21 protein-coding genes are annotated in these 26,322 nt (G+C 72.9%); 12 read left to right on the top strand and 9 right to left on the bottom strand.

What is annotated here, in order from left to right:
• Positions 1-47 precede the first annotated feature (47 nt).
• Positions 48-683, bottom strand: coding sequence for a class I SAM-dependent methyltransferase (locus tag AB0M43_RS22780; RefSeq protein WP_363727751.1), 636 nt, complete (start codon positions 681-683; stop codon positions 48-50).
• Between the two features lie 227 nt (positions 684-910).
• On the opposite strand from AB0M43_RS22780, the gene AB0M43_RS22775 reads away from it, so the two are divergent.
• The 3 genes from AB0M43_RS22775 to AB0M43_RS22765 are packed head-to-tail and all read left to right on the top strand — an operon-like array spanning position 911 to position 5,327.
• A complete protein-coding gene (locus tag AB0M43_RS22775; RefSeq protein ID WP_363727749.1) occupies positions 911-2,446 on the top strand; it encodes a cellulose synthase catalytic subunit in 1,536 nt (511 codons plus the stop codon).
• Positions 2,443-2,580, top strand: a complete 138-nt coding sequence (locus AB0M43_RS22770) for a hypothetical protein (protein ID WP_363727747.1) — start codon at positions 2,443-2,445, stop codon at positions 2,578-2,580. The genes AB0M43_RS22775 and AB0M43_RS22770 overlap by 4 nt, the downstream gene beginning before the upstream one ends.
• Entirely contained in the window at positions 2,568-5,327 is a 2,760-nt protein-coding gene (locus AB0M43_RS22765) for an acyltransferase family protein (RefSeq protein WP_363727745.1), read from the top strand. Before AB0M43_RS22770 ends, AB0M43_RS22765 begins: the two co-directional genes overlap by 13 nt.
• A gap of 36 nt (positions 5,328-5,363) precedes the next feature.
• On the opposite strand, the gene AB0M43_RS22760 is transcribed toward AB0M43_RS22765, so the two are convergent.
• The 3 genes from AB0M43_RS22760 to AB0M43_RS22750 all read right to left on the bottom strand — a co-directional run bounded on the left by AB0M43_RS22760 (position 5,364) and on the right by AB0M43_RS22750 (position 11,774).
• The gene (locus tag AB0M43_RS22760) at positions 5,364-8,162 is read right to left on the bottom strand and encodes a LuxR family transcriptional regulator (RefSeq protein ID WP_363727743.1); all 2,799 of its coding nucleotides are present in this window, start codon (positions 8,160-8,162) and stop codon (positions 5,364-5,366) included.
• A 97-nt stretch (positions 8,163-8,259) separates the two neighbouring features.
• Positions 8,260-10,425 (bottom strand): M4 family metallopeptidase, encoded by a 2,166-nt coding sequence (locus tag AB0M43_RS22755; protein ID WP_363727741.1) that lies wholly within the window; start codon positions 10,423-10,425, stop codon positions 8,260-8,262.
• A gap of 131 nt (positions 10,426-10,556) precedes the next feature.
• Positions 10,557-11,774, bottom strand: coding sequence for an MFS transporter (locus AB0M43_RS22750; protein WP_363727739.1), 1,218 nt, complete (start codon positions 11,772-11,774; stop codon positions 10,557-10,559).
• Positions 11,775-11,825: 51 nt separating this feature from the next.
• Here AB0M43_RS22750 and AB0M43_RS22745 point away from each other — a divergent pair, with 51 nt between their 5' ends.
• From AB0M43_RS22745 to AB0M43_RS22720, 6 genes are all read left to right on the top strand, one after another.
• The gene (locus tag AB0M43_RS22745) at positions 11,826-12,701 is read left to right on the top strand and encodes a winged helix-turn-helix transcriptional regulator (protein ID WP_363727737.1); all 876 of its coding nucleotides are present in this window, start codon (positions 11,826-11,828) and stop codon (positions 12,699-12,701) included.
• The gene (locus AB0M43_RS22740) at positions 12,688-13,272 is read left to right on the top strand and encodes a TetR/AcrR family transcriptional regulator (protein ID WP_363727735.1); all 585 of its coding nucleotides are present in this window, start codon (positions 12,688-12,690) and stop codon (positions 13,270-13,272) included. The genes AB0M43_RS22745 and AB0M43_RS22740 overlap by 14 nt, the downstream gene beginning before the upstream one ends.
• 69 nt (positions 13,273-13,341) lie before the next feature.
• Positions 13,342-14,196 (top strand): alpha/beta fold hydrolase, encoded by an 855-nt coding sequence (locus AB0M43_RS22735; protein WP_363727733.1) that lies wholly within the window; start codon positions 13,342-13,344, stop codon positions 14,194-14,196.
• Positions 14,197-14,391: 195 nt separating this feature from the next.
• A complete protein-coding gene (locus AB0M43_RS22730) occupies positions 14,392-17,523 on the top strand; it encodes a TIM-barrel domain-containing protein (RefSeq protein ID WP_363727731.1) in 3,132 nt (1,043 codons plus the stop codon).
• Between the two features lie 653 nt (positions 17,524-18,176).
• Positions 18,177-18,845 carry a GntR family transcriptional regulator gene (locus AB0M43_RS22725; RefSeq protein WP_363727729.1) on the top strand — a complete coding sequence of 223 codons (669 nt, stop codon included), beginning with the start codon at positions 18,177-18,179 and terminating at the stop codon, positions 18,843-18,845.
• 271 nt (positions 18,846-19,116) lie between these two features.
• Positions 19,117-19,539: a hypothetical protein gene (locus AB0M43_RS22720; RefSeq protein WP_363727727.1), complete on the top strand. Its 423-nt coding sequence runs from the start codon at positions 19,117-19,119 to the stop codon at positions 19,537-19,539.
• Positions 19,540-19,624: 85 nt separating this feature from the next.
• On the opposite strand, the gene AB0M43_RS22715 is transcribed toward AB0M43_RS22720, so the two are convergent.
• The 4 genes from AB0M43_RS22715 to AB0M43_RS22700 all read right to left on the bottom strand — a co-directional run bounded on the left by AB0M43_RS22715 (position 19,625) and on the right by AB0M43_RS22700 (position 22,088).
• Positions 19,625-20,179: a hypothetical protein gene (locus tag AB0M43_RS22715; protein WP_363727725.1), complete on the bottom strand. Its 555-nt coding sequence runs from the start codon at positions 20,177-20,179 to the stop codon at positions 19,625-19,627.
• 294 nt (positions 20,180-20,473) lie between these two features.
• Positions 20,474-20,662 (bottom strand): hypothetical protein, encoded by a 189-nt coding sequence (locus AB0M43_RS22710; protein ID WP_363727723.1) that lies wholly within the window; start codon positions 20,660-20,662, stop codon positions 20,474-20,476.
• Between the two features lie 15 nt (positions 20,663-20,677).
• On the bottom strand, positions 20,678-21,427 hold the full coding sequence (locus AB0M43_RS22705) for a type II CAAX endopeptidase family protein (RefSeq protein ID WP_363727721.1): 750 nt from the start codon (positions 21,425-21,427) through the stop codon (positions 20,678-20,680).
• Between the two features lie 112 nt (positions 21,428-21,539).
• Positions 21,540-22,088, bottom strand: a complete 549-nt coding sequence (locus AB0M43_RS22700) for a hypothetical protein (RefSeq protein WP_363727719.1) — start codon at positions 22,086-22,088, stop codon at positions 21,540-21,542.
• A gap of 381 nt (positions 22,089-22,469) precedes the next feature.
• Here AB0M43_RS22700 and AB0M43_RS22695 point away from each other — a divergent pair, with 381 nt between their 5' ends.
• Both AB0M43_RS22695 and AB0M43_RS22690 read left to right on the top strand, forming a co-directional pair.
• Positions 22,470-23,450 (top strand): DUF4352 domain-containing protein, encoded by a 981-nt coding sequence (locus AB0M43_RS22695; protein WP_363727717.1) that lies wholly within the window; start codon positions 22,470-22,472, stop codon positions 23,448-23,450.
• Between the two features lie 303 nt (positions 23,451-23,753).
• Complete coding sequence (locus AB0M43_RS22690; RefSeq protein ID WP_363727715.1) at positions 23,754-24,500, top strand: phosphotransferase; 747 nt, start codon at positions 23,754-23,756, stop codon at positions 24,498-24,500.
• Between the two features lie 229 nt (positions 24,501-24,729).
• Here AB0M43_RS22690 and AB0M43_RS22685 read toward each other — a convergent pair whose 3' ends face one another.
• Positions 24,730-25,305, bottom strand: coding sequence for a TetR/AcrR family transcriptional regulator (locus AB0M43_RS22685; RefSeq protein ID WP_363727713.1), 576 nt, complete (start codon positions 25,303-25,305; stop codon positions 24,730-24,732).
• Positions 25,306-25,407: 102 nt separating this feature from the next.
• Here AB0M43_RS22685 and AB0M43_RS22680 point away from each other — a divergent pair, with 102 nt between their 5' ends.
• Positions 25,408-26,316 (top strand): chlorophyllase, encoded by a 909-nt coding sequence (locus AB0M43_RS22680; RefSeq protein WP_363727711.1) that lies wholly within the window; start codon positions 25,408-25,410, stop codon positions 26,314-26,316.
• Positions 26,317-26,322 lie beyond the last annotated feature (6 nt).

Here is a 26,322-nt window from a genome sequence, read left to right as displayed (position 1 = left end):
CCGCGCGGCCCCCACGGACCGCGCGGGCGTCACGGACCGCGCGGGCGTCACGGCCGGGGCGGCCTCGGCGCCGGTCGGACGGCCAGCACCTGCAACCACCCGCGCCCGTCCCCGTGCCGGATCGCCCGGGAGTCCCCCACCGCGAGCCCGGCCCCGGACACCAGCTTCCGCACCCCCGCCAGGCTGTACCGGGCGAAGAACCGCTCCCCCGCCTCCGGGTACGGCCCCGCCTCCCACGCCTCGCCGTCGCCGGCCTGCACGCTCAGCGCCAGCACCCCGCCCGGCCTCAGCACCCGGCCGATCTCGGCCACGGCCCGGGGCGCGACCGCGTACGGCAGGTGCAGGAGCGACGCGATCGACCAGACCCCGGTGAAGGACGCGTCGGCGAACGGCAGCCGGAGCATGTCGCCCCGCACGAGCGGCCCGGCGACGAGCCCGGCCGCGTGGGCGAGCATCCCGGCGGACAGGTCCAGGCCGACGACCCGGGCGCCGCGCGCCTCCCAGAAGACCATGTCCCGGCCGGCGCCGGAGCCGAGGTCGAGGACGGGCCCGGCCGCGCCGCCGACCCGGGCGAAGTCGTCGGCGAGCGTGACGATCGCGGGGGGCATGTGGCTGTGCAGGCGGGCGAACTGGTCGGCGACCTTGTCGTACACGGCGCGGGTGCGGTTGCTGGCGTCTTCCATGCCCGCCATTAAACAACGGATGACCGGGAAATGGCGTACGGATCATTACCGTCCAGAATGGAATGCGTATCCGGTGAGCCCGATCACAGCGTCGGCTTTACGCTTCCCACATTAACTGCGAGGCGTGTTTACTAAAAGCTGTCGACCGGCCGGCAGTGTGGCAGCCCGGTCGGCCTCGCGTCGATTCCCACGTATTCAGACCCATGTCCAGGGGGTCTTCCTTCAGCATGTCCGCGACGACGCTCCTCCCCGCTCCACCCGACGATGACGAGCTCTACTCGTATTTCGGTCCGCAGCGCCGCTGGGTGCTCCTGTCCGTACTCTTCTCCTACATATTCACTGCCGTCACGCTATTCCTGTTCGCGCTGCGGCATCCCGCGCTGTGGGTCTTTCTCGCGGTGCTGGCGGTCAATGTCGCGGGCTGGGGCCTGTCCCTCGTGGACGGTCAACGCCAGCGCCGCCTGACCCGCGCCTCGCACGAACTGCTGGTCCGGTCGTGGACCCCCGCGACCGTCCCGGGCGTGGACGTCTTCCTGCCCACCTGCGGCGAACCGCTCGACGTGCTCGGCAACGCCTACCGCGCGGTGTCCGCGCTCGACTGGGACGGCCCGCTCACGGTGTGGGTGCTCGACGACGGCGACCGCCCCGAGGTGCGCGAACTGGCCCTGGGGCACGGTTTCCGGTACGTGGTGCGGCCCGACCGGGGCTTCCTGAAGAAGGCCGGCAACCTCAACCACGCGCTGACCGTGAGCGGCGCCGAGCTGATCGCGATCCTGGACGCGGACTTCTGTCCCCGGCCGGACTTCCTCCGGCACCTCGCGCCGTACCTGGCCGATCCGGCGGTCGGGATCGTGCAGAGTCCGCAGTTCTTCGACACCGATCCGGAGATGAACTGGATCCAGCGTTCGGCGGGCTCGGCGCAGGAATGGTTCTTCCGCTGGCTGCAACCGTCCCGCGACGCCGACAATGCGGCGATCTGCTGCGGGAGCAACGCGCTCTATCGGCGTTCGGCTATCGAGGAGATCGACGGATTCGCGAAACTCGAACACAGCGAGGACATGTACACCGGTCTGGAACTGCTGAAACACGGATACCGGACTCAGTATGTCCCGATCGTGCTCGCGAAGGGTTTGTCGCCGGACGCATTGCCCGCGTACATCAACCAGCAGTACCGGTGGGCGATGGGCAATCTGCACCTGCTGCACGACCGGGATTTCCACCGGATGTCCGCCCCGTGGCGCTTCAAGGTGTCCTACTGGAACGGCATTCTCAGTTATGTCCTGACAGCGGTGAACGCGTTCGCCGCCCCGCTGCCGCCGATCATCATGATGCTGCTGTATCCGGAGGACATCCGGCCCTGGCACGTGCTGCCGATCATCCTGCCGGTGTGGATGTGGTTCGTGCTGCTGCCGATGGTGTCCACCACGCACTGGCGGGTCGAGGTGATCCGGTCGCACCTGCTGGTCAGCTTCGCCGCCGGGGCCGCCCTGGTGCACACGCTGCGCCGGCGCAGCGTCACCTGGGTGCCCACCGGCACCGGGACCGGGAAGTCGAGGCTGGCCGACACCGTGGCCCGGGTCGCGATCGGCTGGCTGTCGGCCACGACGCTGCTGTCCTGGGTGGGGCTCGGCTACGACCTCGTCCGGTTCGGCGGGCGCGACCACTGGGCGATGGCCGGTTACGTCGCGCTCACCTCGTACCTCACAGTGCCTCTGATCTTCGCTCTGCTCCGACCGATGCTCACCCGTAGGGAGTCGTCATGACCACTGTTTCCGCAGGCCGCCGCAGGACCACCGGCTACGGCTGGCCCGAGGGCCTGGCCGCCACCCTGGTGCTGGCCACCCTCGCCCTGATCGCCTCCGGGCTCGTCGACCCGATGCTGCCGTGGACACGGTAGGGTCCGCCAGGCCCGGCTTCCGGGCCGACATCGAGGGGCTGCGCGCCGTCGCCGTCCTCACCGTGCTGGGCTTCCACGCCGCCGTGCCGCACCTCGGCGGCGGCTACGTCGGGGTGGACGTCTTCTTCGCCATCTCCGGCTTCCTGATCACCGGTCTGCTCGTCGCGGAGCTGTCCCGCACCGGCCGGGTGTCCCTCGCCGAGTTCTACGCCCGCCGGGCCCGGCGGATCCTGCCCGCCGCCGGGCTCGTGCTGGTCGCGACGGCCCTGGCCGGCTGGGTGCTGCTGCCGCCGCTCCGGCAGCGCGACGTGGCCGCCGATGTGCTCGCCGCCGCCCTGCACGTCGGCAACTGGCGGTTCGTCGCCACCGAGACCGACTACCTGCACGCCGGGGACCCGAGCCCGCTGCTGCACTACTGGTCGCTCGGTGTCGAGGAGCAGTTCTACCTGCTCTGGGCCCCGGTGCTGGCCCTCGTGGCGTACCTGGCCCGGCGCCGGCCGCTCCTGGTCGTGGCCGGGGTGCTGGTGGCGGGCACGGCGGCGTCGTTCGCGCTGTCGCTGCACTGGACGGAGACGTCCGGGCCGCTGGCGTACCTGTCCTCGCCGTCGCGGGCCTGGCAGTTCGGGGTGGGCGGGCTCGCCGCCCTGGCCGCGCCGTGGGCCGCCCGGGTGCCGGTGTGGGCGCGCGGGGTCCTCGGGGCGGCCGGGCTGGCCGCCATCGGGGCCTCGACCGCGCTGTTCACGAGCCAGACCCCTTTTCCGGGTACCGCCGCCCTCGCGCCCACCCTGGGCGCCGTCGCGGTGCTGCTGTCCAACGCGGGGCCGGCCCGGTCCCTGCTCACCCTCGCCCCGGTCCGGCTGGTCGGCCGGCTGTCCTTCGCCTGGTACCTGTGGCACTGGCCCGTCCTGGTCCTCGCGGAGGCCGCCCAGGGCCCGCTGGACTGGCCGGTGAAGCTCGCCCTGGTCCTGGGCGCCGGCCTGCCCGCCGCGGCCACCCTGTGGCTCGTGGAGCGCCCCGTGCGGTTCTCCGTGAGCATCTCGGCGTTCCCGCGCCGGGGGCTGGCGATCGGGGCGGCGGCCGTCGTGCTGCCGCTGATCGCCGGGCTGCTGCTCGGCACCGACGCGGCGCGCGGGCTCGGGACCGGGGGCGGCCGGGTGCCGTCGCTGGCGGAGTTCACGGCCGCCGCGACGTCGGGGGTGCCCGGGGTGCGCGGGCCGGTGGTGCCGCCGCCGGCCGCCGCGCGGGTGGACTACGGGCCGCTGCCCGGGGAGTGCCTGGTCGCGCCGGCGGCGGTGGAGAGTCCGCCGTGCCGGTTCGGGGCCGGTTCGGCGGGGGCCGTCTCCGCCGACCGGATCGTGCTGCTCGGGGACTCGCAGGCCGCGCAGTGGTTCCCCGCCGTGCTCCAGCTCGCCGGGCGGCGCGGCCTGGGTGTCGAGGTCCTCACCAAACAGGGCTGCCCCCTGGCCACCCTGAGCGTGGTCAACCCGCAGCTCGGCCGCGAGTACCGCGAGTGCGCCGAGTGGCGCCGGCACGCCCTCGGGCGGGTCAACGCCTGGCCGAAACCCAAGCTCGTCCTGGTGGCCTCCCTCAACGCGTACGTGCCCGACCCGAGGGCCGGCTGGGACGCCACCCTCGCCGGGCTCGGGGACCTCAACGTGGGGTACCTGCGGGCCACCCCGCTGCCCGGGCGCGACATCCCGACCTGCGTGTCCGGGGCGCTGGACGACTGGCGGGCCTGCCAGTTCCCGCGCGCCGCCGCGCTGCGCCCCGACCCGCTGGCCGAGCGGCCCCCGGCCGGGGTGCGGGTCGTCGACGTGAACGACCTGCTCTGCCCGGCCGAGCAGTGCCCGGCCGTCATCGGCGGCGTGCTGCTCTACCGCGACGACAGCCACCTGACCGCCACCCTGACCACGCTGCTCGCGCCCCGGATCGACCAGCTGCTCGAACAGCGCGGCCTGCTCGGCGGCACCGGCTGGCAGCAGGTCTGGCGGGACGACTTCGACGGCACGGCACTGTCCACCCGCGACTGGCTGTACGACCTCGGCACCTGCTATCCCGGCTGCCCCGCGCAGAACTGGGGCACCGGCGAGGTCGAGACCATGACCGCCGAGGCGGTGACCGTCGCCGGCGGCCGGCTCGCGATCACCCCGACCCTCAAGGACGGGAGGTGGACGTCGGGGCGGATCGAGACCCGGCGCGCCGACTTCGCCACCCCGAGGTCGGGCACGCTGCGGGTCGAGGCGTCGATCCAGCTCCCCCAGGTCGACCCCGGCAACGGCGCCGGGTACTGGCCCGCGTTCTGGATGCTCGGCGACCGGCTCCGCGACGGGTACACCGGCTGGCCGGGCGTCGGCGAGCTGGACATCGTCGAACAGCTCAACGGCCGGCCGGGCGTCCTGGCCACCATGCACTGCGGGGTCTACCAGGGCGGGCCGTGCGCCGAGCCGAAGGGGCTGGGCGGGGGCGAGCGGCCGTGCGCGGCGTGCGTCACCGGGTTCCACAGCTACGCGGTGGAGCTGGAGGCCGCCGAGGTCCGCTGGTACGTCGACGGGGTCCTCACCCAGACGGTGCGGGCGGACAGTGTGGACGCGGCGACCTGGCGGCAGGCCACCGACCACGGGTTCTTCCTGATCCTGAACGTGGCGGTCGGCGGCACGATGCCGGGCGGCCCGAACGCGGCGACCGTGTCCGGGAAGCCGATGCTGGTGGACTGGGTGTCGGTGACGAGCCGGGCGGGCGGCGGCTGATGTCGGAGGGCGCGGACCGGGCGGCCGGTCCGCGCCTCAGGCCGTCGGCGCCCGGCTGATCAGTTCGGCCCGGTTGCGGACGCCCAGGCGGCGGAACAGCCGGGTCAGGTTCGCCTCGACGGCCTTCACCGACAGGTGCAGCACCCCGGCGATCTCCCGGTTCGTGGCCCCGGCCCGGACCAGCTCCGCGATCCGCAGTTCCAGGTCGGTCAGCGGGCCCTCGGGCGCGTCCAGGCGGGCGAGTTCCGCCTCGGCGTAGCGCAGGTAGGGCACGCACCCGGCGAGGGTGTAGCGCTCCACGGCGTCCTGCAACGCCGCCCGGGCCGCCGCGCGCCGCCGGGCCCGGCGTTCCAGGGCGGCGAGGGTGAGCAGCGCGCGGGCCACCTCCAGCGGGTACGGGTGCTCGGCCGGCAGCTGGGCGCGCAACGCGTCGGCCGCCGCCCGGGGGTCGCCGGTCACGCCGTCGAGCAGGATCCGGGACCGGGTCAGGCCCAGGGTGACGACGTCGCGGCCCAGCCGGTTCGCCTCGGCCCGCGCCTCGCCCAGCAGGCCGGCGGCCTCGGCGGTCGCGCCGGTCAGGATCAGGCACTCGGCGAGGTCGGCGTCGACGAGGAACATCGCCGGGTCGGTGTACCCCTGGCGGTGCAGGAGGGACCGGCTGCGGCGCTGGCTGCGCGCGGACGCCTCGTACCGGCCGAGGAGCCATTCGGCCCGGCCGCGCAGACCGAGCGCGTAGGCCAGCCACTCGACGGCGTCGGTGCGCGCCCAGGCGGAGGCGGCGGCGTCGAGGAGTTCGAAGGCGCGCTCGGCGGTGCCGCCGTTGAGTTCGGCCGCGCCGCGTTGCAGCAGCTCGCCGAGCCGGTCGGACTCCAGTTCCGCCCGGAGCCGCCCGCCGTACTGGCCCGTGGCGTGGGCCTCGGCGCACCGGCCGGCCCGCTCGTACAGGCCGGTGGCGGTGAACAGCAGGTCGCACAGGTCCAGGGTCCGGCCGGCGCGTTCGGTGTCGGCCCTCAGCCGTTCGTGGGTGCCGAGCGCCCCGGTCACGTCCCCGGAGCGGACCAGCGCCACGGCCTGGATCTGCCGCATGAAGATGGTGGCCTCGGTGAGCGGCTGGCCGTGGGCGAGCGCACAGCCCCGGTCGAGGATCTCCAGGGAGCCCTTCGGGTCGCGGTGCAGCTGGTGGGCGAGGCGGGTCGCGATCGCCTCGACCTCCAGTTCCTCGTCGGCGGCGTCGCGGGCGAGTTGCTCGATCCGGTCCAGTCCGGACGGTCCGACCCGGACCCCCGTCTCACGGAACGTCTGGTAGGCGCGGGCCAGCAGCACCCAGCCGGTGAGCCGGGGGTCGCCGGTGGCGTCGATCTCGGCCGCGTCGAGCAGGGTCTTGACCTCGGCCGGGTCCTGGCCGGGGAGGCGGGCGAGCAGGAGCCGCGCGCCGACCCGGTCGGTGTGGTCGGGGCCCCGGGTGACGGCCAGGCACGCCGAGCGGACCTGCTCGGGCAGGCCGGCGGCGTGCGCGTGCCGGGCGGCGGCGAGCAGGCGGTGCGAGACGAGGAAGGGGCCGTCGACCTGGTCCGGGCCGCCGGAAGCGTCACCGGCCGCGTCGCCGAAGTACCCGAATGATCCGTTGATCTCCCCCGACATCTCCGGGGTGTGCTCGGCGGCCAGGCGGCACAGCTCGGCGGCGGTGCCCGGCGCGCCCCGGGCGAGGGCCACCTCTGCCGCCGCCTCCAGCGCCCGGGCGAGCGCCGGATCGGGTCCCGGGGTGGCCAGGGCCCGGTGCCGGACCCGTTCGACGGGGTCGGGGACGAGGTCGGCGAGCCGGGTGTGCGCGGCCTGGCGCTGGGCCGGGGTGGCGTCGGCGTAGACGAGCTCGCCGAGCAGCGGGTGGCTGAACCGCAGTTCGCCGCCCGGGGACAGGCCGAGCACGCCGGTGGCCAGGCCGACGGCCAGCCCCGGGTCGTCGGTGGGCAGCAGTTCGCGGCCGGGGCGGGCGGCGGCGGCGACCAGGAGCAGCGCGGGCATGGCCTGGACGGGCAGTTCGGCCAGCCGGGCGGACAGCAGGGGGCGGAGCCGGTCGGGGACGGGCAGCGGCTCGTCGGGGCGCACCGGTTCGCCCCGGCGGCGCAGGGCCCGGCCGAGTTCCAGCGCGTACAGCGGGTTGCCGCCGCTGGACGCCCGTACCCGGCCGAGGGTGTCGCCCGTCAACGGCATGTCGAGCCGGTTGCGCAACAGTTCACCCAGGACGGTCTCCGGCAGCCCGTCCAGCGGGATCTCCGTCATCTGCGGCGGGAGCAGCTCGATGGCGAGGGGTTCGGAGCCGGGTTCGACGCGTTCGGTGACGAGCATCCGGACGGGCAGCGTGCCGAGCCGGCGGGCGGCGAACGCGAGCACCTCGGCGCTGGCGGGGTCGATCCAGTGCGCGTCGTCGAGGACGAGCAGGACGGTGCCGCGCAGGGCGAGCCCGCGCAGCAGTTCGAGGACGCCGAGCCGGATGGCGAGCTGGTCGGTGGCCGCGCCGGCGAGGGGCGCGCCGCGCAGCAGGGCGGTCTCCAGGGCGGCCCGCAGGTGGCCGGGCAGCGTGGGCGGGTCCACGTCCAGCACGCCGCAGAACAGGTCGCACAGCGTCAGGTGCGGCAGTCCGGCCTCGACGGCCGAGGGCGTGCTGCGCAGGACGAGCTGCCCCTGGGCGGCCGCCTCGGCGCCCAGTGCCTCCACGACCGCGGACTTGCCGATGCCGGCCGGCCCGTACAGCAGCACGCCGGCACCCGTGTCCAGCTGGGCCCGGCACCGTTCGAGAACGTCCTCGCGCCCCAACAGGGTCGGTTGATCGCTCATGCGGGACAGTGTGCGCTTCCTCCCGGGGTACGCGAAAGACCGGCAGGTCCGGACGGCGCCCACCGTCCGGACCCGCCGGTTCATCCGGCGGCCTCTCCTACGTCAGCGACACGTCGTCGACGAGGAAGGTCGTCTGCAGGTACTGGTCCTCGGTGCCCAGGAACTTCAGCGTGACCGTCTGGCCCCGGTACGCGCTGAGGTTCACGGTCTTCTGGACATATCCGGCACTGGCGTTGGCGTTCGAGTACGTCGCCAGTGTCGTGTTCCCCACCTGCACCTTGAGGGTGTCGTACGCGGTGGAGCCGGACTCGGCCGTGGAGATCTTCACCCAGAAGGTGAGGGTCCCGGCGGCGTTGGAGGGGATGGTGACGCTCTGGGACAGGGTCTCGGTGTTCGCCGAGCCCACGCCGTTCATCCAGGCGTACCACGTGCCGCCGTGCGGTACCTGCTGCGTGCTGTTCGTGATGTCCTGCGCGGACTGGGTCCAGCCGGTGACGCCCGACTCGAAGCCCGGGTTCGCGATCAGGTTGCCGCCGGGGCCCGTGGTGGGGCCGACGGTCGGCGAGGTGGTCGGCGACGCCGTCGGGGACGAGGTCGGACCGCCGGTCGGGGTGCTCGTCGGCTGCGGCACGGCGGTGCCGACGCTGACGGCCGCCCAGGCCACGGACGTCTGCCAGTACTCGACGGACGAGGCGCCGTAGAGGTCCTTGGCCGCGTTGAGGGACGCGGTGCGGGCCTGCGAGTAGTTCGTGGTCGAGCCCATGTAGGTGGTCAGCGCGCGGTAGAAGATCTTCGCGGCCTTGTCCCGGCCGACCCCGGCCACGGTGGAGCTGTTGCACGTGGTGCCGTTGTGCGCCCGGCCACCGATCGTCTTCGTGCCGCTGCCCTCGGCGAGCAGGTAGAACGCGTGGTTGCCGATGCCCGAGGAGTAGTGCACGTCGAGGCTGCCGACGCCGGAGTACCAGCAGCCCTTGCTGACGCCGTCCGCGGTCGGGTTGTCCATCCGCCGCATCGCGCCGGAACCGCCGACGTTGAAGCCGATCTTCTCGCCGATGTAGTAGTCGCCCGCGTCGTTGGCGTTGCCCGCGTTGAACTCCACCATCGTGCCGAACACGTCGCTCATCGACTCGTTGAGCCCGCCGGACTCGCCCTGGTACTGCAGGCCGGCCGTGTTGCTCGTGACCCCGTGGGTCAGCTCGTGCCCGGCCACGTCCAGCGAGGTCAGCGGCAGGTTGCCGTTCTGGGAGCCGCCGTCGCCGAAGGACATGCAGAAGCAGTCGTCGTTCCAGTACGCGTTGACCAGGCTGTTGCCCACGTGCGCGTACGCGGTCGCGCCGACCCCGTCGCCCCGGATGCCCGAGCGGCCGTGCACGTTCTTGTAGTAGTCCCAGGTGCGGGCCAGGCCGTAGTTGACGTCCACGCCGGCCGTCGCCCGGTCGGAGTTGGCGCCGCTGCCCCACGCGTTGTCCGCGTCGGTGTAGGCGACCGCGTTCTGGCCCGGGTTGGTATCCGGGCTGTTGCGCGAGTCCATCACCTTGGTGTTGCCCCGGACCGGGTCCGTCATCGTGTACTGCGAGCCCGACTGGGTGGTGTCGAGGCTGACCGTGCCGTTGTGCTGGCCCTTGCCCGAGCCGACGGCCGAGTGGATCAGCTCGTAGGTCGTGATCAGGGCGCCGGTCTGCGCGTCGGTGACGACGGCGGACTTGGCGTAGTGGCCCTCGGCGTCAGTACCCTCCACAGTGCTGCGGTAGGCCAGGGTGGGGGTGCCGTCGACGGCGTAGACGACCAGCTCGGGGCTGGCCTTGCCCGCCGTGATCCCGGCGACCGCGCCGGTGGCCCGCGAGGCTGCCGCGGGGCCGCTGACCTTCGGCGTGGTGCTCGGCACGGTCACCGTGGCGTTGACGGCCTTCTGGGTGCTCCGGACGGCCCCGCCGGGGGCGCGGTGCACGATCAGGTCGCCGCCGACGACGGGCAGGCCCGCGTAGGTGCGGTCGTACCGGACGTGCCGGGAGCCGTCGGAGTCCACCACGACGTCCTTGACGACGAGCTTCTCGCTCGCGCCGAGGCCGAGGGCCTTGGCGGCGGCGACGGCCTCGTCCTGGCCGACCCGCAGCGCGGCGGCCCGCGCCTCGGGGGTGAGCGCCCTAGCGGTCACCAGGGTCTCGCCGCTGGCCCCGGTGCCGGCCTGCGCGAGGCCGACCCCCGTCACCGCGACGGCGACCACGGCCACCCCGATGGCGACCGTCATCTTCCTGCTGGACATCTTGTTCCCTTCACCGGGCCGTGTGAGGGGATTCGATCTAGGTCCGACCCGGTGAACGGACGTTAAGGGGACTTTCCCGTTCGGAACAACGGCACAAGGGAGTAGGCAAGGGACCGGCAAGGGCCGGCCGTTTACACGGGGTCGGCGACCCTGGCGGGAACCCGCGCCGACCACCAGGTGAGGACGGCGGCCCCGGCGGCGAGCGCGGCGCACCCTCCCCACAGGACGCCGGGCGCGCGGGCGTAGACGGCGGCGCCGAGCGGGGCGGACAGCAGGGTGCCGCTGGTGGCGAGGCCGACGTAGAGGCCCTGGTAGCGGCCGACGAGCTCGGGGGCGGCGGCGTCGACCACGTGCGCGTTCGCGGTGGTCTTGTAGAGGATCTCCCCGGCGGTCAGCACCATCATGCCGACCACGATGGTCCAGGCCGCCGGGCCGAGGCCGAAGAACGCGAAACCCACCCCCACCAGCAGGTACCCGGTGCCGATGATCCCCAGGGGCGGCCGATCGCGCAGCGCCAGGGTCACCGGGATCTCGCACACCAGGATCAGGCCGGAGCCCAGCGCGATCAGGGCCGCGTACAGGCCGACGGGATGGCCGTGGTCGCGCAGGTACACGGGCAGGGTCGAGTAGAGCTGGCGGTAGACGAGGTCGACGGCGACGATCGCGGGCAGCAGGGCGAGCAGCCGGCGGTCGGCGAGCAGGGTGCGCCAGAACGGCGGGCCGCCGGCCGGGGACCGTCGTCCGGGGTCCCCCGCACCCCGGACGACGGAACCGGACTCCCCCGCGTGCCGGACCACGGCCGGCTCCCGGGGCAGCATCCGCACCGTCACGGACCGCACCGCCAGGGTCACCAGCCCGTCGACCACGAACATCCACGTGTAGGAGTGGCTCGCGAGCACCGCGCCCAGCGGCGGCCCGAGCACGCACCCGGCGTTGAACGCGGCCCGGCTGACGGCCACCGACCGGCGGCGGTCCCCCTCGGGCACGGCGAGGGCCACCAGCGCGCCCTGGGACACGATGAGGGTGGCGTTGGCGTACCCGACGAGGGCCAGGTGGACGGCGAGCGCCCCCGAGGGCAGCCAGGGCACGGCGATCATGCCGAGGCCGACGACCGCCGAGGTGACCACGAGGGTGCGCCGGTGCCCGAACCGGTCGCCGAACCAGCCGCCGGTGAAGTTGCCGGCGAGCACGCCCAGGCCGCTGGCCGCCGTGACCACCGCGGCCTGGCCGAGGGTGAGGTGCCGGGGGCCGGTCAGGTACAGGAACAGGTAGACGAAGACGAACGAGCCGATCGCGTTGACGAACCGGCCGCCGGCCAGGACCCAGACGAGGCGGGGGATGTCGCGCACCGGGGTACTTCGAATTAGTCTCTTTTCGGAACTGACCCTAGACTGGTCGGCATGGACCGCACAACCCGGCTGCGGGACCCCGCCTGCGCCATCGCCCAGTCCCTCGACGTGGTCGGCGACTGGTGGAGCCTGCTGGTGCTGCGCGACGTGGCCCGGGGGCTGCACCGGTTCGAGGAGCTGCGGTCCTCGCTCGGCGTCTCGCGCAAGGTGCTCACCGAGCGGCTGGTCGGGCTGGTCGGGCACGGGGTGCTGGAGCGGCGGCCGTACACGGACCGGCCGCCGAGGTCGGAGTACGTGCTGACGGAGCTCGGCCGGGGGCTGCTGCCCGTGCTGGTCGCGCTCCAGGACTGGGGGGACCGGTGGCTGATGGGTGACGGGAGCACGACGGCCACGGCCGCGCCGGACTCGGCGGAGGCGCGCCGGGTGCACTCCCTCGTCGGTACCCGGATCCCGGTTCTGGAGGGTTTCGACCCGGTCTCGGCCACCCCCTGGACGGTGCTGTACTGCTACCCCGGCACCGGCCTGGGCGCCGCGGGCGTCCCCGGCGCGGCCGGCTGCACCCTGGAGTCCTGCACGTACCGCGACCGGCTGGCCGAGTTCGCCGCCCTCGGCGCGACCGTGCACGGGGTGAGCACCCAGACCCCGGCCGAGCAGGCCGCGTTCGCCGCCGCCGAGCGGATCCGGTTCCCGCTGCTGTCGGACTCCGACCTCGAACTCGCCACGGCGCTGCGGCTGCCGACGTTCCGGGCCGCCGGCACCGCCCGGCTCAAGCGCCTGACGCTGGTGGTGGACGCCGCCCGGACCGTACGCGGTGTGCTCTACCCCATCCCCGACGTCACCGGGAGCGTGGAGGACGCGCTCGGCCTGGTGCGCCGGTTGACACTTCCGCACGACCGTGCGCAGAATGGGCCCCATGAGCAAGGGTGAGCTGACCAAGCAGGCCGTGCTGGAGGAGGCGACCACCATCGCCGCCCGGCTCGGCCTGGAGGGGCTGACCATCGGCTCGCTGGCCACCAGCATGAACATGTCCAAGAGCGGGCTGTTCGGCCACTTCCGGTCGAAGGAGGCCCTGCAACTGCAGGTCCTGGCGCACGCCCGGGAGAACTTCACCCACCTCGTCCTGCGCCCGGCCCTCGCGGCCCCGCGCGGCGAGCCCCGGCTGCAGGTCATGCTCGACCGCTGGCTGGACCTGGGGCTCACCTTCGCCGCCGGCTGCCTGTTCGTGTCGGCGGCGACCGAGTTCGACGACCGGGAGGGCCCGGTCCGCGAGCAGCTCGTGCACGACCACCAGGACATGCTGGACTCCGTCGCGCAGATGTTCCGCGCCGGGGTCTCCGAGGGCACCTTCCGCGCGGACGCCGACGCCGAGCAGTTCGCGCACGACGTCAACGGCGTGATGCTGGGCTTCTACCACGCGTTCCGGCTGCTACGCGATCCGTTGGCCGAGACCCGGGCCCGGCGCGCGTTCGACACCCTCCTGAACAACGCCCGACCCTAAAACCCTTTTTTGGAGTACGCCATGGCTGAGGTCTCGCTCGTAAAAAGCACGATCGTTCGTTCTCTTCGGGTGACGTTCCGCACCCTGGAGAAGGTCGCCCCGCCCGCCGCCGTCCGGCTCGCCGAACGCCTGTGGTGCACCGTCCCGCGCGGCCCGGTCCGCCCCTTCGACGTCCCCGGCGAACGGTTCGTGGTGCCCGTGGACGGCCGGTCGGTGGTCGTCGAGTCCTGGGGCGAGGGCCCGATCGTGTACCTGCTGCACGGCTGGGGCGGCTGGCGCGGCCAGTTCGCGGCGTTCCGCCAGCCGCTGCTCGACGCCGGGTTCCGGGTGGTGGCCCTCGACGCGCCCAGCCACGGGGACTCCGACGCCGGGTCCTTCGGCAGGGGGCGCGGGCTGCTGCCCGAGTTCACGGTGGCCCTGACCCGGGTCGTCGAGGCGGTCGGGCCGGCGCACGCCGTCGTCGGGCACTCCCTGGGCGGGGCCGCCGCCGCCATCGCCGTCCTCGACGGCCTGCGCACCCGGCACCTGGTCCTCGTCGCCGCGATGGCCGACGCGATCCCCTACACCCGGGACTACGCGGCGACCTTCGGGTTCTCCGAGCGGACCCGGGTGGCCTTCCTGTCGCGGCTCGAACTGCGGGTCAAGCGGCGGATGACCGACTTCGACGTCCCGGTCCGGGCCCGGGCGGCCGTGTCGCCGCTGCCGCCGGCGCTGCTGGTGCACGACCTGCGGGACAAGGAGGTCCGGCACTCCGACGCGGAGACGCTGGTGGCGGCGTGGCCCGGGGCGGAGCTGCGGTCGACCGAAGGTCTGGGGCACCGGCGGATCCTGCGGGACCCCGGGGTGGTGGCCGAGGTGGTGGCGCACCTGGTGGGGACGCCCGCCGCCCGGCCGGAGCAGGCCCTGGAGGACGTCAACGCCTGAGGCACGCCCCCCGGCGGGTAGGCCCATGGCCGGGGCGGGGCCGGGCCGTGGCGAACTTGCAATATGTGACAACGATGGCCGCGATCCTGCACGGAATCTGCGTGAATACGCAGGGCTCACGCGCATTGGTGCACGCAGTTGCTCGTTTCCAGTCAAGTATTGACATGAATGCTCAAGCGTTCGTCCAATGACGCCATGACTTCCCCTCGAAGACTCCGCCTATTCATCGGAGCGCTGCTCGTCGGCGGCGCGCTGAGCGTGGTTCCCCTCTCCCCGGCGGCCGCCGCCACCGCCGGGGACGTGACCGGGTTCAGCAAGTCCGGCAACACGTACAACATCACGACGTCGGGTACCGCGAAGGCCAGAGTGGTCTTCGCGCGGGCCGACATCTTCCGGGTGCAGGTCGCGCCGAACGGGACGTACGACGACCCGGCCGGCACGGACATCACCATCAAGACCGACTTCGGGTACACCGCGCCGGCGTTCACCGACGAGGGCACGTACTACAAGGTCGCCACCAGCTCCGTCTCGCTGCGGGTGAACAAGACCCCGCTGCGGTTCTCGGCGTACAAGGCCGACAACACGACGCTGCTGTGGTCGGAGAGCGCCGCGCTGAGCTGGACGGGGAGCGCGACGACCCAGTCGCTGACCCGGGGCGCCGACGAGCAGTTCTACGGCACCGGGCTGCGGCTCGGCGAGTGGGCACTGCGCGACAAGACCGTACCCGTCAAGATCGACAACCACTGGAACGAGAACGACAACGCCTCCCCGGCGCCGTTCTACATGTCGACCAACGGGTACGGCGTCCTGCGCAACACCTGGTCCACCGGCTCCTACGCGTTCACCGGCCCGTCGGCCCTGACGCACAACGAGAACCGGTTCGACGCGTACTACTTCGCCGGCAACGGCCCCGGTGACCTCAAGGGCGTCCTGAACGCCTACACCGACGTCACCGGCAAGCCGTTCCTCGCGCCGATGTGGGGCTTCGAGCTCGGCAACGCCGACTGTTGGAGCACCTGGAACACGGACCCGGCGCGCGGCCCCGTGAACCGGGCCGGGCACGGGCACACCCCCGACGTGGTCGCCTACGCCACCGACGCGCGCGCCAAGGACATGCCCTCGGGCTGGTTCCTGCCGAACGACGGCTACGGCTGCGAGTACGAGGACCTGACCCAGACCGTGGCCGACCTCAACGCCAAGGGCTTCAAGACGGGCCTGTGGACGGAGCGGACCCTGGGCAACATCGGCACCGAGGTGGGCGTGTCCGGCACCCGCGCGGTGAAGACGGACGTCGCCTGGGTCGGCGGCGGCTACAAGAACGCGTTCACCGGCGTCAACCAGGCCGTCGCGGGGATCGAGGACAACTCCGACGCCCGCCGGTTCGTCTGGACCGTGGACGGCTGGGCCGGCACCCAGCGCAACGCCGTGGTGTGGACCGGTGACACCGAGGGCGACTGGGACAACATGCGCTGGCACGTGCCGGCCATCGCGGGGGCCGGCCTGTCCGGGCTCAACTACGCCTCCGGCGACGTTGACGGCATCTACGGCGGCTCGCCGGACACCTACGCCCGCGACCTGCAGTGGAAGGCGTTCACCCCGGCGTTCATGACCATGTCCGGCTGGGGCGCGACGAACCCGGCCGCCGGGTACAGCGACAAGCAGCCGTGGCGCTTCGACACCGCGCACAACGACATCAACCGCAAGTACCTGCAGCTCAAGATGCGTCTGATGCCGTACATGTACACGATGAGCCAGAACGCCAGCGTCACCGGCACCCCGGCCGTGCGCGCCATGGTCCTGGACTACCCGAACGACCCGGTCGCCCGGGGCAACCAGACGTCGGGGCAGTTCCTGTCCGGCGACTCGTTCCTCGTCGCCCCCGTCGTCACCAACACCAGCACCCGCGACGGCATCTACCTGCCGGCCGGCACCTGGACCGACTACTGGACCGGGACCGTCTACCAGGGACCGACCACCATCAACAACTACAGCGCGCCCCTGAACACCCTCCCGCTGTTCGTCAAGGGCGGTGCCATCGTCCCGATGTGGCCGCAGATGAACTACACCGGCGAGAAGGCCGTCTCCACGCTGACGTACGACCTGTACCCGCGCGGCAACTCCTCCTTCACCCTGTACGAGGACGACGGGATCACCCGGGCGTACCGGACCGGCTCCTCGGCCACCCAGGCCGTCACGATGACCGCGCCCACGACGGGCACCGGCGACATCACGGTCAACGTGGGCGCCTCCACCGGCTCCTACACCGGCAAGCCCTCCTCGCGGGGCTACGAGTTCACCACCCACCTGGCCGGCGCGCCGAGCACGGTGAAGCTGGGCTCGACCACGCTGACGCAGCAGTCCTCCAAGGCCGGCTACGACAGCGCCGCCACCGGCTGGTACTTCGACGGCAAGGTGCTCTGGACCAAGGTCGGCTCCCAGTCGGGCGCGTTCGCGGTGACCCTGACCGGGGCGACCCTGCCCACGGCGACCACCCCGCCGACCGGCTCGCAGCCCATCCCGAAGTCGGGCTGGTCCCTGCAGTACGTCGACAGCCAGCAGAACACCACCGGCGGCGACGCGGCGACCAACGCGTTCGACGGCAACACGTCCACCATGTGGCACTCCGTCTGGAACGGCGGCACCCTGCCGCACGAGATCCAGGTGAACCTGGGGGCGTCGTACAAGGTGGACTCGCTCAAGGTCCTGCCCCGCCAGGACGGCGGCGTCAACGGCCGGATCGGCTCCTACGAGGTCTACGTGTCGGACTCCACCAGCAACTGGGGCACGGCCGTGGCCACCGGCACCTTCGCCGACGACGCGACCGAGAAGACGGTGACGTTCGCCCCGAAGATCGGCCGCTACCTCCGGCTCAAGGCGACCACCGAGGCCGGCAACCGCGGGCCGTGGACGTCCGTGGCGGAGCTGTCCGCCACCGGCACGGTGCCGCCGGCCCTGCCGACCGCCGGTGCCCTCGTGCACCAGACGTCGTCGAAGTGCGCGGACCTGCCCGCCGGGGTGACCACCCCGGGGACGCAGCCGACGCTCTACTCCTGCAACAGTGCCCCGCACCAGCAGTGGGCCTTCAACGGCAACGGCACGCTGACCGGCAAGAACGGCGTCTGCCTGGACGGGACGGCGGCGGTCGTGGCGGTCCAGAACTGCTCCGGCGCGGCCGGGCAGCAGTGGGTGCAGGCGTCCGACGGGACCGTGACCGGGCTGGGCGGCAAGTGCCTGGCGCCGGTGGGCAACGGCACCGCGAACAGCACGAAACTGGAGCTGGCGACATGCTCCGGGGCCGCCAACCAGAAGTGGACCGTGCAGCCGTAGGACACGGGGTGCCGGGTCCCTCCTCCCCGGCACCCCCACCCGCCGCGCCGCCGGCCCCTCGGTGACGCGGACCCCTCGGGGAAGTCGTCGGTCCGCCGCCCCCGGCGACCGACGGCTTCCCCGAAACGCATGGAGCAGTTTTTCCTGGTACGGCGCGGGGTAGCGCCCGGCAGCGCCTGGCGGCGCGGATGGCGCGGATAGCGCGGGCGGCGCGGGCGGCGCGGTCCGTTGGTGGAGCGCGGCGCGCGGTCGTCGCCGCGGCGAGAGTTGGGGCGGCCGGGCCAGGCGAGGGGCCCAGCCCGGCCGCCCCGCACCGATGGTGGCCCTCGGCCGCACCGGTGGACGGCACCCGAGCCGGACGGGCCGACCCGCCGATCGATCTGGACGCCGTGGCCGGGAGCGACGGGTCCCCGCAGGCCCCCTTCACCTGCCGGCTTGACGGGTGCGCAGGACGACCGCACGCTGTTGGCAGGGCCGACTTCGCCAAGGGTGCCGGTGGAGGTCCGTACCTATCCATGATCGTGGCCGGCTGGCAGCCGCCCGAAGAGTGACCTAGCATATGACGTACTACATAGAATCGGGCCTTCGCGACACCGGGTTCCCGACTCTCAGGTGGTAACGTCTGGTCACCTTGGCGAACGGAGAACCCTGTGGTGAGCGAGCACGACCTCCCCACGCTCCGGCTGCCGTCCGCAGCCCGGCGCACCCTCCGTGAGGAAGTCACCGCCGCGTTGCGCGCCGCCCTGATCTCCGGTGAGCTCCGCCCGGCCGTGGTCTACTCGGCCGCCACCCTCGCCAGCACGTTCGGCGTCTCGGTCACGCCCGTCCGCGAGGCCCTCCTCGACCTGGTCAAGGAGGGCATGTTCGAGGTCGTCCGCAACCGGGGCTTCCGGGTCACCGCGCTGTCGGACCGCGACCTCGACGAGTTCCTCGAAATCCGCGCCCTTATCGAGGTCCCGATGATGCGCCGGGTGATCGAGCAGGCCAGCCAGCCCGCGCTCACCGCGCTGCGCCCCATCGCCGACGAGATCGTCGCGGCCGCCGAACGCGGCGACCTGATCGCCTACATCGACGCGGACCTGCGCTTCCACCTCGGCCTCCTCGCGCTCGCCGGCAACCAGCACCTGGTCAGCGTCGTCAACGACCTGCGCACCCGCTCCCGGCTCTACGGCCTCACCGAGCTGCACGAGCGCGGCGGCCTGGTCGACTCGGCCCGCGAGCACCACACCCTCCTCGACGCCATCGCCAAGGGCGACACCGAGGAGTCCGAGAAGATCATGACGTTGCACATCAACCACGTCCGCACGATCTGGGCCTCCTGAACCCCTTTTCCGGGTACGCGCGTGGCGGGTTCGGCCCGCCCCAGGTCGCCCCTGCGGCAGACAGCTGCCGGTCCGGTAGCCGCCGGCTGCCCGCCAGGCCGGCCGCCGAGAGGTGTCCTCCCGCCCGGCGGCCGATGGACGCCCACTGTGTTCGTCAACGGACGAACGTTCGCCGCGATGCGCGACGCGTCCACCCAGCGTCCCTGGCCCGGCGGAAGTCTGGCCGGTCGTCGGACGGTCGGGCGCGGAACGGGTCTGCGACGATGGCGGCGTGCATCCTGACGACCAGATCGACGAGTCCGTACCCGCGCAGCTCGTGGAGCTGTTCGCCGACGGGGGCGACGGGCGTCCACTGAGGGTCGTCGCGTGCGTGTGCGCCGGGTGCGGCGGGCGCGCGTTCGTGGTGCGCCTGGACGACACCGAGGGCGCGGCGGAACGCGAGTGCGCGGCGTGCGGGGCCCGGGCGTTCCTCGCGGACAGCGGCGAGTACTGGGACGAGGCCGAACCCGACGAGGCCGAGTGCCCGTGCGGCGGCGGCGAGTTCGAGGCGGCGGTCGCGTTCACCCTGGGCGACGACGGGACGGTCCGCTGGGTGACGGTGGGGCTGCTGTGCCGGCGGGACGCGTTCGCGGGCGTCTACACCGACTGGAAGATCGACTACACCCCCACCGACCACCTGCTGACCCTGGTCTGACCCCGACCCCGGGTGGCTGACGCCGCGTCCGGTCCATCGGGCGGTCACCGGATGCCGGCCGACCATCATCGCGGGCCGCGCGCGGTCACGCCCGCCAAGCCCTCGCACGCTGGTGTGGCCCCTGCGCCACGGATCCGCCGTCCACCGACAGGCCCGCCCGGGCCGCCACGTAGAACCGGTCCCGGGCCGTGTCGACCCCCTCGATCGCCAGGTCCCAGTCCTCGTTGTCGAACGCCGGGAGCCCGCGGGCGATCCGCTCCACCCTGACGATCGCCGTCCACCAGTCCCGGGCCGCGCCGACGGTGGCCTCGTCGCCGAGCAGGAGCATGGACTCCCATTCCCGGGTCCGCCGCAGGTCGGCCTGCGCGATCGCCTCCAGCCCGAGGTCGTAGTCCATGGCCTGCGACCACGTGACCCGCCGATGGTTCGCGGTCATCCGGAGCGCCACGGCGTGGATCTCCTTCACCACCGCCGCGTAGGTGACGTACGTGTCCAGGCGCCGCGCGTCCCACCGGACCCGCTGCTCCCGACGCCACCTGGCCCGCTCGTTGAACCGGGTGGTCAGCAGCGTCCCCAGCCCGCCGACGACGACGCCCATCAGGCCGATCAACGCCGGAAGCTGGTCCAGAACCTTCGCCATGATCCCAATCTATCGACCACCGGCAACAGGACGTGCGGGCGACCAGGTCTGCGAAGTCCGCCGGAGGCGCCGTGCCGGCCAACGCTTCCCCGGTGTGCGGACGGTAGGTCCGGCCGCGCTCACCCGCGACGCCCACGCCGTTCCTCGCGGGCGGCCACGTCAGTCCTCAGGTGACGGTTCCGCGACGACCCCCACGGTGAGGTGGGGCTGGGCGGCGCCGGCGAGCCCGGTCAGTTCGGACAGCCGGGGAGTGCGGGGGATGCCGCTCGGGCACCGGCCCCGCCGCCCACCGGCTCAGGCGGCCTCGGCCTCGAAGAACCGCAGCAGCGCGCCGCGGAGCACCTTCGCCCGGGCGTTGGTCTCCGGGGAGTAGCCCACCAGGTCGTCCTCCAGCAGCCCCAGACCGGCGAGCAGCAGGTTCATGTCGTCCTCGTCGGCGGCGAACACGTACCCGCCGTCAGGGGTGTATTCGATCGGCTTCATCGTCAGCCTCGCGGGTCAGAGGGCCAGGGCGAACAGCGACCAGTCGTTGAGGACGTGCGCGCCGGTCGACACCCACAGGTTCTTGGTCTTGATGTACGCGGCCGTCAGCACCACCCGGGCCGCCCCGATCCCGATCAGCGCCTGGGCGACCTGCCAGTCGTACGTCGGCAGGTGCAGCGCGCCGAACATGAGCGCGGTGAGCAGCCAGGACAGGAGTACCGCCCGCTTGCGGCTCAGGTTCTTCCGGGTGTGCAGCCAGGTGAGCAGGGCGAGGAACGGCAGGACGGTGAGGAGTTCCTCGCCGAGGAGCTGCGGCAGGGTCTTGAGGAAGAACATCACCCTCCCCGCCGTGTCGAGGTCGCCGACGCCCTCGACGGCGGGGTTGGCCTTCGTGCCGAACACGACGGAGACGAGGCCGCCGACCACGAACGTCACCACCAGGTTCAGCAGCCAGAACCCGACCATCCAGCCGACGTCGCGCGCCCGGACCCGGCGGAACAGGGCGGTCCAGTGCCCCGGCGCGGCCCACGCGAGCACGGCCAGCGGGAGGGCGGCGAAGACCAGGGCCGGGATCAGCTGGGTGTACGTGCCGTTGAGGCCCCGGATCGGCGCGATCAGCACCGCGAACGCCACGGCCACGGCGGCGACGACCAGCCACCACTGGCGGGTGGTGAGCGCGACGGGGCGGCCGTCGTAGTAGGGGAAGTCGGTGCCCGGGTCCTCGAACCGCCACCGGTCGCCCCCGGACGTGCCGTCAGCCGTCACGCGTTCCTCCCCCGGTCCGGTCACCAGGATCATGCTTCCACGCGCCCGGCCCGCCGGTGTCCGTTTCCACCCACCTGGGAAAGATCCGATCCGACGGGTACCGGGGCGCGCCTCACCCGGTGACGCGGAGGAGCGTGTTCCGCGCGGCGTCGAGGACCGCCGGCCGCAGCTTGTCGTTCGGCGGCAACGGGGAGGCGCTCTCGACGATGAAGAAGAAGTCGACGGTGAGGCTGTCCGCCTGCGCGTACAGGTTGTAGCTCACGCTGTGGTAGTTCGCGTCGGGCTTACTGCGCCTCGCGACGACGAAGGCGGGCTGCGCGAAGTCGGCGAGCACCTCCGGATTCCTGTCCTCCTCGCCCTCCCCGACGAACAGTCCCCGCACGGTGAACCTGGCCAGCCGGGCGGACTTCCGGTCGGAGATGTTCATCCATCCTGACAGCCGCTCGGGTGCGTCCTTGGCGTAGCTGAACGAACAGCTGACCAGTTCCTCCTCGGCGGTGGCGGACCCCGCCTTGATGGCCGGGTAGACCGCGAGCAACGGCCGCAGGTCGAACCTGCCACACAGGCTCTTGTCCAACTTCAGGACCGCCGCCGTCGCGTCCCCGCTGTCGTCCAGGGCGAAGTCCGCCGACGCGGCCGGACCGGCCCCGCTCTTTTCCACGGCCTTTCCCGGTGAGCCGTCCGAACATCCGGCGAGCGCGAGCACAGTGACCAGTACCGATACACCCAAACGACGCATGTCGACATTCCCCGTGGTAGACCCGAACGCGAGCCCTCTTTCTAGGTGGTGCGCGCGGGACCGTCAAGCTCACCCGATCCGACCGCCACGATGGACCTCCCAGCTGTCGGCCCTCGTCCCCGCCAGGCCGACACCGAGGCGGCGGCGCGCCACGGGAACGACGCCGCCGCATGACGCGGACGACGCGGCCCCGGTCGGGCTCCCCGGGGTCGGGAGGGTCACAATTCGGCGGCCACGGGCCCTCAACCGGCCCTGAGCAGGGGTATCGTCCCTGAGCCCCGCCCCAGGACCCGAAGGACCGTCATGTCAGCGCCCAGTGAGCCCGGTCCCGAGCCGACCCCGTCGGAGGGCCACCAGCCCACTTCCCCGGATCCGTGGTCGGCCCCGAGCGGGTCCCCGGCCTCGGACAGCCCCTCGGACGCGTCCCCGGCGGTCAGCGCTCCCCCGGCGACCGGCGGGCTGCCGGCGACCGACCCCGTCGCTCCGCACACCGGACCCCAGCCGACCAGCGGTTTCCACCTGCCGGGCGGCCCGCAGCCGACCGACGGCTTCCAGACCCCCGGCGACCCGCCGACCGGCGGCTTCCAGATCCCGGGCGGCGCCCACCCGACCGGCCCGCAGCCGACCGGCCCGCACCCGGTGCCCGCCGGCCCGGTCCCGGGCTACCCGCAGCCCCCGGCGGGGAAGAGCAACCGCACCCTGTTCATCGTCCTCGGCGCGACCTTCGGCGCGCTCCTGCTGATCGGCGCATGCTGCGTCGCCGGTTTCCTGGTACTCCGGTCCCGCGACGACGCCTCCGACCGGCGTCCGGCCCGGCCCGGCGCGGCCGACACCCGCACACCGTTCTCGTGGCCGACCCCGTCGGCCAGTCCGTCGCCGGTCACGGTCGGGCTGAACACGCCGGTCCGGGACGGGGTCTTCGAGTTCACGGTGACGAAGGTGCAGTGCGGGGTGCCGGAGGTCCGCTCCGGGGTGCTCGACCAGCAGGCCAAGGGGCAGTTCTGCCTGGTCGACATGAGTGTGAAGAACATCGGCCAGCGGCAGACGTGGTACATGTCGTCCAGCCAGCGCGCCTTCGGCCCGGACGGGACCATGTACGGCCTGGACTACGGCGCGGCCCTGCTCGTCAACTTCGAGCACGACAACTTCGGGATCACGGAGTACAACCCGGGCGTCGGGTCGAGCGGCGTGCTGGTGTTCGACATCCCGAAGACGGCCAGCCTCACGCACCTGGAGCTGCACGCCTCCCCGGGGACCGTCGGCGCCAAGGTCACGATCAACTGACCTTTCCCGGGTACCGGGCGGATCGGCTCCACCGGCTGCGACCCGCCACCGGCGGCACGCACGTGGCCGCCGGTGACGGCAGCGGTTCCACGCGCGCGACTTCCGGTAGCTGAGGCGGTCGCACGCACATGACCACCCGTGACCGAAGCGGTTCCACACACGTGGCCGCCGGTGGCTGAGGCGGTCGCACGCAGGTGTCCGCCGTGCCGGAGACGGTCGCCCGCACGGGGCCGCCCTGCGGCGGACTCGGCTCGGGGTCGCGCGCGGTAAAACCCGGCGACGTCGGTGGCCGTCCCCGCGATAATGGCCGACGTGGATCAGGTCGAGGTCGTCGTAGCCCACAAGGAGCGCACGACCCTGCGCGTCGGTGACGTGTTCCTGAAGGTCGACGCCGACCGGACGCGTACCGCCGTCGAGGTCGAGGCCATGGCCCTCGTGCCGATCCCGACCCCCCGGGTCCTGTGGCACGAGCCGCCCGTACTCGCGCTCGCCGCCGTCCCCGGCGCGGCACTCGGCCGCCTCGGCGTGCCGTCGACCGCGTCACCGGCGGCGTGGGCGGCGGCCGGTGCCGCCATCCGGCGGCTGCACGACGCGCCCCTGCCACCGTGGACCGACCAGAGCCCCGGGGACATCGCCGCGCACCTCGACGGCGAATGCGAGTGGCTGATCGCGAACGGCGTCCTCCCGGCGGACCTGGTCACCCGCAACCGCGAGGTCGCCCAGGCGGCGCTGCGCCCGTGGACGCCGGTGTTCATCCACGGCGACCTGCAGATCGCCCACGTCTTCGTGGCCGGCGCCGAGGTCACCGGCGTGATCGACTGGTCGGAGGCGAGACAGGGCGACGCCCTCTACGACCTCGCCACGTTGACGCTCGGCCACGAGGAGCACCTGGGCGACCTCCTCGCCGGCTACGGCTCCGACGTGGACCTCGACGTGATCCGCGGCTGGTGGTCGCTACGGAGCCTGCGGGCGGCCCGCTGGCTGATCGAGCACGGCTTCGACCCGGACTCCCCGGGCTGCGAGTTCGACGTCCTCAGAGCCCGGATGTAACCGCGCGGAATCCCGACCGGCATGAGCGCGTCGGGGCTCCGGGTCGGACCGTCCCGCCCGGCTCGGGACCGTCGGGCTCCCCCGGGTCCTGGACACCTCTGTTTCGCGGCCCACCTGTGGGGCCGGTCCTTGCGAGTTCCCCCGGGTCTTGGGCACCTCGCATGTCCACGCGTCCGGCCCCAGCCCGTGTCGTACCAGCGACTATGGCCCGGACGAGCGGTGGGCGGTGCTAGGGCCGGGCCTCGCGGCGGCATCCGGCGAGGAGGACGGCGACCATGCGCCTGGCGTCGGCCTGGTCGTAGTCGGGGCCGGTGATGCTGAGGTTCCCGATGGCGCGCAGCAGGGTGTAGGCGGTGATGCCGGGGCCGAGTTCGTCGGCGGCGGCGCAGGCGTCGAGCAGCGTCGCGCAGGCGGGGACCAGGGTGTCGAGCATGAGGGCGTGGAGATTCTCCAGCCCCGGATCGCCGGACCCCAGGGCGGCGCCGAGGCCGTGCTTGGTCACCAGGAACTCCACGAACGCGTCCGCCCAGCGGGTCAGGGCGGTGAACGGCGAGGCCGACTCCGCCAGGAGCCGGGGCGCGAGCGCGGTGCAGGTGTCGATCTGGTGCCGGTAGACGGCGGTGACGAGGTCCGCCCGGGTCGGGAAGTTCCGGTAGATGGTGCCGACGCCGACTCCGGCGCGTTCGGCGATGTCGCGGATGGGGGCCCCGACGCCCTGGTCCACGAAGACCGCGGCGGCGGCGGCCAGTACCCCGCTCCGGGTGCGTTGCGCCTGGGCCTGGCGTACTCCGGCGGGTTCCGGCACGACTCCTCCATTTGCTCGCGGAACAATGTTCCGCTAAATTGGCGGAACGACGTTCCGTCAAAGTATGGCAGAGCGCTCCCTCGGAGAAAGAGCAGGTCCCCCATGTCTTCCAGCACCCTCGACCAGCGGATCTTCGCGGTCAAGCCCATCACGGTCGCCGCGCCCGGCCGGGGCCTCGACCTGCGGGTGAAGGTCACCGCCCCGCTCTCGGGCCGCCACCTGCCCGTCATCGTGTTCTCGCACGGCAACGCCTGGTCCCTGGACGGATACGGGCCGCTCGTCGACCGGTGGGCCGCCGCCGGATTCGTCGTGGTGCAGCCCACCCACCTGGACTCCCGCCGCAACGGCATCGGCTGGGACGACCCGCGCTTCGCCACCATCTGGCGGGTCCGGATCGCCGACGTCCACGCGGTGCTCGACGGCCTCGGCGACATCCTCCTCCAGGCCGGCGACCTGGGGACCCGCGTCGACCGCGAGCGCGTCGCGGTCGTCGGCCACTCCTGGGGCGCCCAGACCGCCGGCGCGGTCCTCGGCGCGCGCGTGCTCGACGCCGACGGCGTTCCCGGCGAGGACTACTCCCACCCCGCGGTCTCGGCCGGCGCGCTGATCGCCGCGACCGGCACCGGCGACACCCTCACCCCGTTCGCCACCGAGCACCTCGCGTTCATGAGGCCGGACTACTCGACCATGACCACCCCGACCCTGGTCATCGCGGGCGGCAGGGACCAGTCGCAGCTCTCCACCCGGGGGCCGGACTGGTTCACCGACGCCTACCACCTCAGCCCGGCCCCGAAGAGCCTGCTCACCATCGCCGACGGCGAGCACACCATGGGCGGCGTCGCCGGCGAGAAGGTCGCCGAGACCACCGACGAGGCCCCGGCCCGCGTCGCCCTCGTCGCCGACGCGATCTCCGCCTACCTCCTCGGCGCCCTCACCGTCGACGACACCGCGTGGACCGCCCTCGGCAAAGCCGCCACGGACGACGGCGCGTGGAGCATCACCAGCAAGTGACCCCAG

Source organism: Longispora sp. NPDC051575, from assembly GCF_040681875.1.
Lineage (GTDB): Bacteria > Actinomycetota > Actinomycetes > Mycobacteriales > Micromonosporaceae > Longispora.
The sequence above is the reverse complement of the archived record's forward strand: the minus strand, read 5'-3'. Positions and strand labels throughout refer to the sequence as shown.

Excerpts from the sequence above, each read along its gene's own strand:
- AB0M43_RS22770 (WP_363727747.1), top strand. The coding sequence starts at position 2,443 with ATGACCACTGTTTCCGCAGGCCGCCGCAGGACCACCGGCTACGGCTGG.
- AB0M43_RS22760 (WP_363727743.1), bottom strand. The coding sequence starts at position 8,162 with ATGAGCGATCAACCGACCCTGTTGGGGCGCGAGGACGTTCTCGAACGG.
- AB0M43_RS22755 (WP_363727741.1), bottom strand. The coding sequence starts at position 10,425 with ATGTCCAGCAGGAAGATGACGGTCGCCATCGGGGTGGCCGTGGTCGCC.
- AB0M43_RS22730 (WP_363727731.1), top strand. The coding sequence starts at position 14,392 with ATGACTTCCCCTCGAAGACTCCGCCTATTCATCGGAGCGCTGCTCGTC.
- AB0M43_RS22680 (WP_363727711.1), top strand. The coding sequence starts at position 25,408 with ATGTCTTCCAGCACCCTCGACCAGCGGATCTTCGCGGTCAAGCCCATC.
- AB0M43_RS22780 (WP_363727751.1), bottom strand. The coding sequence starts at position 683 with ATGGAAGACGCCAGCAACCGCACCCGCGCCGTGTACGACAAGGTCGCC.
- AB0M43_RS22690 (WP_363727715.1), top strand. The coding sequence starts at position 23,754 with ATGGCCGACGTGGATCAGGTCGAGGTCGTCGTAGCCCACAAGGAGCGC.
- AB0M43_RS22740 (WP_363727735.1), top strand. The coding sequence starts at position 12,688 with ATGAGCAAGGGTGAGCTGACCAAGCAGGCCGTGCTGGAGGAGGCGACC.
- AB0M43_RS22775 (WP_363727749.1), top strand. The coding sequence starts at position 911 with ATGTCCGCGACGACGCTCCTCCCCGCTCCACCCGACGATGACGAGCTC.
- AB0M43_RS22695 (WP_363727717.1), top strand. The coding sequence starts at position 22,470 with ATGTCAGCGCCCAGTGAGCCCGGTCCCGAGCCGACCCCGTCGGAGGGC.
- AB0M43_RS22715 (WP_363727725.1), bottom strand. The coding sequence starts at position 20,179 with ATGGCGAAGGTTCTGGACCAGCTTCCGGCGTTGATCGGCCTGATGGGC.
- AB0M43_RS22710 (WP_363727723.1), bottom strand. The coding sequence starts at position 20,662 with ATGAAGCCGATCGAATACACCCCTGACGGCGGGTACGTGTTCGCCGCC.
- AB0M43_RS22745 (WP_363727737.1), top strand. The coding sequence starts at position 11,826 with ATGGACCGCACAACCCGGCTGCGGGACCCCGCCTGCGCCATCGCCCAG.